Below are 7,687 nucleotides of genomic sequence, written 5' to 3'. Positions count from 1 at the left end.
CATCAGAGTAGCAGCAGAATCAACAGCTACAATGTCCTTCCCGGCAATAAGAGCTTTCAAATCGGCAACATCATCTTCAGAAACTCCTTTGGGGCCGTTACGGGTCAGCATACGGTAACCATCCACAATATTGAGGTCGGGTTTGCGGTAGGTAAGAAAATCGGCAATGCATTGGCTGAGGTCGTTGGCATGATAATACCTGCGGTCCCATACCACTCCCATCAGGTTTTTCATGGAGAGGGTTACTATGGTTGAGCTATGATGTTTCAGTATGGGAACATTAATAAATACATCGGCGCTGGCCAGTTCCTGGTGTATTTTTGTAGTTTTTAAGCTTTTGCCGCCCGAAACTGAAACTTCCTGATAGAATGATTCGTTGCTTCCGGTAACCACCCTTGCGCCGGCATCACGTGCAGCTTTTTCTATTCCACTGTTTTGGTAACACCTGTCACCCTGGTCACAGGTATGATCGAATACCACCACCTCGGAAGCACCGGCTCTCAAACAGTCTTTTATGATATGTGCCACCAGCTGCGGGTTGGTATTGGCTGCCCTTTCCGGAGGTGCGTCCCAGCCAATATTTGGTTTTACCAGAACTTTTTGCCCGGTTTTAACAAAACTTTCAATTCCTCCAAGTGCTTCCATTGCCTTGTCATACATAGCAGTAACTTCACCACCCCTTACGGCAGCCAAATCGTATTCCCCATTATTGGCCGGTAGCCCTATGGCATTAAGTCCTCCAAAATTGGGCAGCAATGTTCCGCCTACTCCAAGTACAGTTCCTGTAACAAGAAAATCTCTTCTTTTCATGATAATCGGGTTTTTATTGTTTTTTTCAGTACGGGCTAATGTTCGTAATAAATTCATACAAAATTAAGAAAAATGTGGGATATTTGGTAGTTATTTTTGTGTTATTGGTGTGCCATTATCCTGAATTATGATTTGGGCAGGTTTTTTATTTTGATGCTGTAACCCAAATAATTTGTAGTTTCTGCCGTGTGTTGATTCAGATTTTCAGCAGAATTTTAAAAAGGCTCCTGGCTTTTTCCCAGTTCTCCGTGTTCACGCAGTACTTAATTTTCGGTGCTTCAATTTCGCCCTGGATTAAACCGGCACTTTTCAGCTCTTTTAAATGTTGCGAAAGGGTGGATTTGGCAATGGGCAGGTCTTCCGAAAGATCGCCGCTGTAACAGCACGACTGTTTCGACAGCAGTTCCATAATATAAATCCGGACCGGGTGACCCAGCGCTCTTGCAAACCTGGCCAGCTGTTTTTGTTCACTGGAAAAAAATTCTGATGACATGCTTTTTAATTTGACAACAAATATAACACAAATTACTTTTGAGTTAATTCCGGTTTTTTTACCAATTTTGCACCTTCGAATTTTTTAATGGTAATGGAGAAATATATTGACCTGCTCAGAAATCTTATCGCAACCCCGTCGTTCAGTAAAGAAGAAGCGAAAGCTGCTGCGATAATCCGGCATTTTCTGGATAAAGAAAATATTCCTTATAAAACCCGGCAAAACAATACCTGGGCTTTTAATAAGCATAACAAACCCGGGAAACCCGTAATTTTGCTGAATTCGCACATCGATACGGTGCGGCCGGCAAAAGGATATAAACTTGATCCGTTTAAGGCTATTGATGAGGGAGACAAACTTTACGGGCTCGGCAGCAACGATGCCGGCGGCCCGTTGGTTGCACTGCTGGCTGTTTTTATTCATTTTTATGAACGCGCGGATTTACCTTACAACCTGGTTTTTGCCGCCACTGCCGAAGAAGAAATTTCGGGCAGGCACGGGCTGGAAATAACACTACCTGAAATTGCACTTGTGAATTTTTCAATAGTGGGCGAACCTACCCGCATGGAACTGGCCATTGCCGAAAAAGGGCTGCTGGTACTCGATTGTTTTGCTCACGGGAGATCGGGTCATGCTGCCCGCGAAGAAGGCGAAAACGCACTCTACAAGGCGCTGGATGATATTCAGAAAATCAGGGATTTTAAATTTGAAAAAATATCGGAAGTGCTGGGAGAGGTTAAGATGAGTGTTACTCAAATCGAGGCAGGTACGCAGCATAACGTGGTGCCCGATGTTTGCCATTTTGTGGTGGATGTGCGCACCAACGAACATTACCCGAACAAAAAAGCAGCAAAAATTATTAAAGAATTAATCAGTTCCGAAGTAAAACCCCGCTCTTTCAGATTGAATTCCTCGGGCGTGAGTTTAAGTCATCCGTTTGCCCGCAAAGCACAAGAATTGGGGATTAAGGTTTACGGTTCACCTACCACTTCGGATCAGGCAATTATTCCATTTCCCTCGGTGAAAATGGGACCGGGCGATTCGGCGCGCTCGCATTCGGCTGACGAATTTATTTATAAAAGTGAAATACTGGCCGGAATTGATTTATACATTAAACTGCTTGAAGGACTTAAGGTTTAAAGCAGGTAACAGGCAACAAACAGTTGGCAGTGAACCAAAAAAAATAGCAAAAATGCAATTGGCAAATGGCAGTAGGCAAAGAAATCAATTTCACAATTTGACAATTTTTCAATTTAATAATATGTCACAACCCAATAATCCGCTTCACGGTAAAACACTCGAGGCCATTGTTGTTTACCTCGTTAGTTTTTATGGCTGGGAGGAGTTGGGCAACCGAATCCGTATCAACTGTTTCCGTAACGATCCCAGCATAAAATCGAGCTTAAAGTTTTTACGCCGCACGCCGTGGGCACGCCAAAAAGTGGAAGAACTTTATCTCGAAACCATTCGAAAATCAGAAGCCTGAAAATTTGAATAATTTTTGCATGGTTCAAAGTGTAGCTTTCAGTTGTTAATCAATCAAGTACTTATTGTTGATAAATTAAATAATTTCTGAATAAAAAACTTTCCCGTTAACGTTAACGGTAAATAATAATTATTAAATTTGCGGGCAAATTCATCTAAATCAAACAAAATATGATTCTTGGATTATTAAAAGAACAAAGCAATGAAAACCGCGTAGCTTTGCTCCCTGAAACTGTTCAGGGCCTTTCCGATCTGAAAGTGGAGGTTTGGGTAGAGCAGGATGCAGGTGCAAATGCCCTGGCTACCGATGCCGATTACGAGAACGCCGGGCCGGCGCAAAAGTAGTTTCGCGGAAAGAGGTTTTCGAAAAATCGGATGTGCTTTTACAGATTCAGCCTCCGGTTGCTGAGGATATCAAAAAAATCGGGAAAAACCAGGTGTGGATTAGCGCTTTTAACCCGCTTTGGGAAACCGAACTGGTAAAAACTTTTCTTGAAAAAGGAATTACCACTTTCAGCCTCGATTCCATTCCGCGCACCACACGTGCCCAGGCCATGGACATATTATCGTCGATGGCAACCGTGGCCGGTTACAAAGCAGTGCTCGAGGGAGCCATGAAACTTCCCACTTTTTTCCCGATGTTTATGACGGCTGCCGGAACCATTCGTCCGGCCAATGTGCTGATTTTGGGCGCGGGAGTTGCCGGGTTACAGGCCATTGCCACATCGCGGAAACTGGGTGCCCAGGTGCAGGTATTCGATGTGCGCTCGGCAGTGAAAGAAGAGGTGATGAGCCTCGGAGGAAAATTTGTGGAAGTGGAAGGTGCCACCGAGGACAAAGATGCCGGCGGTTACGCAGTAGAGCAAACCGGGGAATACAAAAAGAAACAGCAGCAGGCTGTTAATGACCATGCTGCCAAAGCAAATGTGATTATTTGTACCGCACAAATCCCCGGCAAAAAAGCACCGGTGCTCATTTCAAAAGAAACCGTTGAAACCATGAAGCCGGGGTCGGTAATTATCGATCTTGCAGCCTCAACAGGTGGCAACTGCGAACTCACCGAAAACGATAAAACAATTCAGCACAAGGGGGTGACAATTGTTGGTGAATCGAACTATCCGTCGCAAATGCCGGTGGATGCCAGCCGCATGTTTGGTAAAAATGTGCTGAATTTCTTAAAACTTATCATTGGCGAAGAAGGGGCGCTCAACCTCAATTTTGACGATGATATTGTAAAAGGCACCTGCATTACCAATGAAGGTGAATTGTACAACGAACGCGTTAAATCAGTTATAGAAAACAAATAAAAAAACCAGATATGGAACAAGTACTGATTTTTTTCCTGGAAAACAAGGAATCCATTTTTATTATCGCTTTATCCATTTTCCTGGGTATTGAAGTGATTTCCAATGTGCCCGCGGTATTGCACACCCCGCTCATGTCGGGAGCCAATGCCATCAGTGGGGTAATTATTATCGGAGGTATTATCCTGGTTGGTCACGCCGATCTTTCCCGGTTCTCACTTGAACTGGTGCTGGGAATACTGGCGCTCATGTTCGGAACCCTTAACGTGGTGGGCGGTTTTGCCGTTACCGACAGGATGCTCGAAATGTTTAAAAAGAAAAAAAAGTAGGAAGTCATGGATAAAGTTTTAGAAGTAATAAACGGAACAGAATTTACGGTAGGCGACACCCTGCTCGAACTGAGCTACCTGATTGCCGCCCTTCTATTTGTGGTGGGGCTGAAAATGCTTTCGCACCCCGAAACTGCCCGACGCGGAAATCTTTGGGCTGCCGGAGGTATGGGGCTGGCAATGATTACTACATTGTTGTTACACCGCAACAGTGATGGCGAAGGAATTTCGTTAACCAATATCTGGATTATTTTTGCAGCCATCGGAGTTGGTGCTGCCATTGGGTGGATGGTTGCCCGCAAAGTAAAAATGACTGCAATGCCCCAGCTGGTTTCAATTTACAATGCTACAGGTGGCGGCGCTTCCATGCTGGTTGCACTGCTGGAGTACCCGGCCGCAGCGGCAGGTGATGTCGGCTCCATACTGGTTACAGTTCTGGGGTTAATCATCGGAGCAATCGCTTTTAGTGGTAGTTTAATCGCTTTCGGAAAGCTCGACGGCCGCGTGGGGGACATAATGAAACCATTTATGACTTATCTGAACCTGGTTTTATTGGTAGTAACCATTGCATTGGGAGTTTTCATAATTCTTTCGCCCAACCCGCCTGCTGAAATGCTTTGGGCTATTTATGCATTAACGGCCATCTCGCTTGTTTACGGTGTCATGTTTGTAATGCCCATTGGCGGTGCCGACATGCCGGTGGTAATTTCATTATTGAACGCATTTACCGGTATTGCCGCAGCCATGGCCGGTTTTATCTACAACAACCAGGCAATGATTCTGGGTGGGATACTGGTAGGCGCAGCCGGTATGATACTTACCATACTGATGTGTAAAGCAATGAACCGCTCGCTCATAAATGTTATTATCGGTGCCTTTGGCGGAGGTGGCGCAGCCGCTGAACGCGAACAGGGAAATATTAAAGAAATTACCCTGAGCGATGCCGCTGTTTTGATGAGCTATTCACGAAAAATTGTGGTGATTCCCGGTTACGGACTGGCAGTTGCACAGGCACAGCACATTGCCCACGAACTGGACACTCTGCTCGAAGGAAAAGGTGTGGAGGTGAAATATGCCATTCACCCTGTTGCCGGAAGAATGCCGGGGCACATGAACGTGTTGCTGGCCGAAGCCGATGTTCCTTATGAAAAGTTAGTTGAAATGGATGACATCAACCCGGATATGCCCAACGTGGATGTGGCCATTGTGGTAGGTGCCAACGATGTGGTGAACCCTGCGGCATACGACGATCCGTCAAGCCCGATTTACGGAATGCCTATTATAAACGCCCACGAAGCCAAAAACATCATCATTATGAAACGCGGAATGGGTAAAGGTTATGCCGGAATTGAGAACCAATTGTTCTTCAATGATAAAACCCGTATGTTGTTTGGCGATGCCAAAAATTCAATTACCAAACTGGTAAACGAAATAAAAAACATGTAGATTAATAATGAAAATAAAAATACCTGCTCATTTTCTTGAGCAGGTATTTTTGTGTGCTATAAAAGCAATATTATACCATTTTAACTACAAAATTTAACACTAATCGATATTATTTCCCCGGGCGGAGTTTACGAACAGCAGCACCTGTTTGCCAGAGTTCCGATTCATGCATCTCGTTCAATTCGGCATTAAGTTTTGTTTTATAATCGTTGCTGCTGGTAGAATCAAGTACCCGTTTTGTTTCGACTCCCGATTTTACACTTTCATACAAATCGTTAAAAACAGGCAGGGTAGCTTCGCGGAACTTATGCCGCCAGTCAAGAGCGCCGCGTTGGGCTGTTGCGCTACAGTTGGCATACATCCAGTCCATACCGTTCTCATCAACCAGGCGGATAAGGCTCTGGGTCAGTTCTTCTACTGTTTCATTAAATGCCTCTGAAGGACTGTGCCCGTTATCGCGCAATACTTTGTACTGGGCTTCAATTATTCCGGCAAGTGCGCCCATCAGCACGCCACGTTCCCCGGTGAGGTCAGAAAACACTTCGTTCTCAAAGGTTGTGGGGAATAAATAGCCTGATCCGATGGCAATTCCCAGTGCCAGAGTACGTTCCTCGGCACGGCCGGTGAAATCCTGAAAAACAGCATAACTTGAGTTGATTCCATTTCCTGCAAGAAAGTTAGTGCGGACACTGGCTCCTGAACCTTTCGGGGCAACCAAAATCACATCCACATTTTTGGGCGGAATAACACCGGTTTGTTCTTTGTAGGTAATTGAAAATCCATGTGAAAAATAGAGCGCGTCGCCTTCATTCAAGCACGGCTCAAGTTTTGGCCACAAAATGCGCTGTGCGGCATCCGAAACCAAATACTGAATAACTGTTCCCTTTTTTGCAGCTTCCTCAACCGGGAAAAGCGTTTCGCCCGGAATAAATCCGTCGCGCACTGCCTTGTCCCAATCATCTTTAAATTCGGGTGCCTGGCCAATTATTACTTTAAAACCATTGTCTTTCATGTTTAAGGCCTGGGCAGGTCCCTGAACTCCATATCCAATAATTGCTATTGTTTCATCTTTCAGCACTTCGCGTGCTTTTTCCATTGGAAATTCTTTGCGGAGAACGACTTTTTCTGTTACTCCGCCAAAATCTATTTGTGCCATAATTTTTGTATTGTTGTTATAATTTTAATATTTCTGTTTAATATTGATACAAATTTATCATTTTTTATTCATTTTTTATTCTGAATTGATATTCATTGGCTTTGTTAAGATGAAATTAATCTATTTGCTCGAGCACCGCATCACGTTCTTTCAGGAATTCGGATAAGCGCTCAATGGGATCGCGTGTTAGTGCCACTCTTCCCGAACGAATAAACTGCATCACTTTAAATTTGTTCAGCTCAAAGAATAATTCCTGCGTTTCGGTTTTGTGTCCTGTTTTTTCAATCACCGTGTATTCCCGTGTAATTTCGAGTATGCGGGCCCCGGCATTTCGTACAATTTTTTCAATGGTGTCGTTTTCGTAAAGTGCTTCGGTAGCTACTTTGTAGAGCGCAATTTCCTGGTAAATCATTTCATCGTTGGTATTATAAAATGCTTTCAGTACATCAATCTGTTTTTCAATCTGTCCAACCACTTTCACAATTAAATCAGGAGTAGATTTAATAACAATGGTGAATTTGAAAATTCCTTCTATTGCTGATTCTGAGACTGTTAAGCTGTCGATGTTGATTTTTCGGCGTGTGAAAACCAGAGTAATCCGCGAGAGCATCCCAATGTGGTTTTCAGAATAAACCGTTATTATATATTCCTGTTTCATTTTATT

Annotated in this window: 10 protein-coding genes; 6 read left to right on the top strand and 4 right to left on the bottom strand. The window is 44.1% G+C overall.

Going from position 1 to position 7,687, the window contains the following annotated elements; translation table 11 throughout:
- Together ACTCNA_RS10565 and ACTCNA_RS10560 are read right to left on the bottom strand one after the other, a co-directional pair.
- The coding region (locus ACTCNA_RS10565; protein WP_462947881.1) for a DUF362 domain-containing protein at window positions 1-810 on the bottom strand (810 nt) is incomplete at its 3' end.
- Between the two features lie 196 nt (window positions 811-1,006).
- Window positions 1,007-1,303 carry an ArsR/SmtB family transcription factor gene (locus tag ACTCNA_RS10560; RefSeq protein ID WP_462947880.1) on the bottom strand — a complete coding sequence of 99 codons (297 nt, stop codon included), beginning with the start codon at window positions 1,301-1,303 and terminating at the stop codon, window positions 1,007-1,009.
- 93 nt (window positions 1,304-1,396) lie between these two features.
- Here ACTCNA_RS10560 and ACTCNA_RS10555 point away from each other — a divergent pair, with 93 nt between their 5' ends.
- The 6 genes from ACTCNA_RS10555 (at window position 1,397) to ACTCNA_RS10530 (ending at window position 5,867) form a co-directional block, all read left to right on the top strand.
- On the top strand, window positions 1,397-2,443 hold the full coding sequence (locus ACTCNA_RS10555; RefSeq protein ID WP_462947879.1) for a M20 family metallo-hydrolase: 1,047 nt from the start codon (window positions 1,397-1,399) through the stop codon (window positions 2,441-2,443).
- 121 nt (window positions 2,444-2,564) lie between these two features.
- Complete coding sequence (locus ACTCNA_RS10550; protein WP_462947878.1) at window positions 2,565-2,789, top strand: VF530 family protein; 225 nt, start codon at window positions 2,565-2,567, stop codon at window positions 2,787-2,789.
- Between the two features lie 170 nt (window positions 2,790-2,959).
- Window positions 2,960-3,133 (top strand): hypothetical protein, encoded by a 174-nt coding sequence (locus ACTCNA_RS10545; RefSeq protein WP_462947877.1) that lies wholly within the window; start codon window positions 2,960-2,962, stop codon window positions 3,131-3,133.
- Window positions 3,134-3,165: 32 nt separating this feature from the next.
- Window positions 3,166-4,095 (top strand): NAD(P) transhydrogenase subunit alpha, encoded by a 930-nt coding sequence (locus ACTCNA_RS10540; RefSeq protein WP_462947876.1) that lies wholly within the window; start codon window positions 3,166-3,168, stop codon window positions 4,093-4,095.
- Between the two features lie 11 nt (window positions 4,096-4,106).
- Window positions 4,107-4,421 (top strand): NAD(P) transhydrogenase subunit alpha part 2, encoded by a 315-nt coding sequence (locus ACTCNA_RS10535; RefSeq protein ID WP_462947875.1) that lies wholly within the window; start codon window positions 4,107-4,109, stop codon window positions 4,419-4,421.
- A gap of 6 nt (window positions 4,422-4,427) precedes the next feature.
- Window positions 4,428-5,867 (top strand): NAD(P)(+) transhydrogenase (Re/Si-specific) subunit beta, encoded by a 1,440-nt coding sequence (locus tag ACTCNA_RS10530; RefSeq protein WP_462947874.1) that lies wholly within the window; start codon window positions 4,428-4,430, stop codon window positions 5,865-5,867.
- A 109-nt stretch (window positions 5,868-5,976) separates the two neighbouring features.
- Here the strand turns inward: ACTCNA_RS10530 and ilvC are convergent, their stop codons facing one another.
- Together ilvC and ilvN are read right to left on the bottom strand one after the other, a co-directional pair.
- Window positions 5,977-7,023: a ketol-acid reductoisomerase gene (gene ilvC / locus ACTCNA_RS10525; RefSeq protein ID WP_462947873.1), complete on the bottom strand. Its 1,047-nt coding sequence runs from the start codon at window positions 7,021-7,023 to the stop codon at window positions 5,977-5,979.
- A gap of 115 nt (window positions 7,024-7,138) precedes the next feature.
- Complete coding sequence (ilvN, locus tag ACTCNA_RS10520; protein WP_462947872.1) at window positions 7,139-7,681, bottom strand: acetolactate synthase small subunit; 543 nt, start codon at window positions 7,679-7,681, stop codon at window positions 7,139-7,141.
- Window positions 7,682-7,687 lie beyond the last annotated feature (6 nt).

The sequence above is a fragment of the Tangfeifania sp. genome (genome assembly GCF_055108615.1).
The sequence above is the reverse complement of the archived record's forward strand: the minus strand, read 5'-3'. Positions and strand labels throughout refer to the sequence as shown.

What these genes read in the sequence shown, in the direction of transcription:
- ACTCNA_RS10550 (WP_462947878.1), top strand. Translation starts at nt 2,565, where the DNA reads ATGTCACAACCCAATAATCCGCTTCACGGTAAAACACTCGAGGCCATT.
- ACTCNA_RS10535 (WP_462947875.1), top strand. Translation starts at nt 4,107, where the DNA reads ATGGAACAAGTACTGATTTTTTTCCTGGAAAACAAGGAATCCATTTTT.
- ilvC (WP_462947873.1), bottom strand. Translation starts at nt 7,023, where the DNA reads ATGGCACAAATAGATTTTGGCGGAGTAACAGAAAAAGTCGTTCTCCGC.
- ACTCNA_RS10555 (WP_462947879.1), top strand. Translation starts at nt 1,397, where the DNA reads ATGGAGAAATATATTGACCTGCTCAGAAATCTTATCGCAACCCCGTCG.
- ACTCNA_RS10530 (WP_462947874.1), top strand. Translation starts at nt 4,428, where the DNA reads ATGGATAAAGTTTTAGAAGTAATAAACGGAACAGAATTTACGGTAGGC.
- ACTCNA_RS10545 (WP_462947877.1), top strand. Translation starts at nt 2,960, where the DNA reads ATGATTCTTGGATTATTAAAAGAACAAAGCAATGAAAACCGCGTAGCT.
- ACTCNA_RS10560 (WP_462947880.1), bottom strand. Translation starts at nt 1,303, where the DNA reads ATGTCATCAGAATTTTTTTCCAGTGAACAAAAACAGCTGGCCAGGTTT.
- ilvN (WP_462947872.1), bottom strand. Translation starts at nt 7,681, where the DNA reads ATGAAACAGGAATATATAATAACGGTTTATTCTGAAAACCACATTGGG.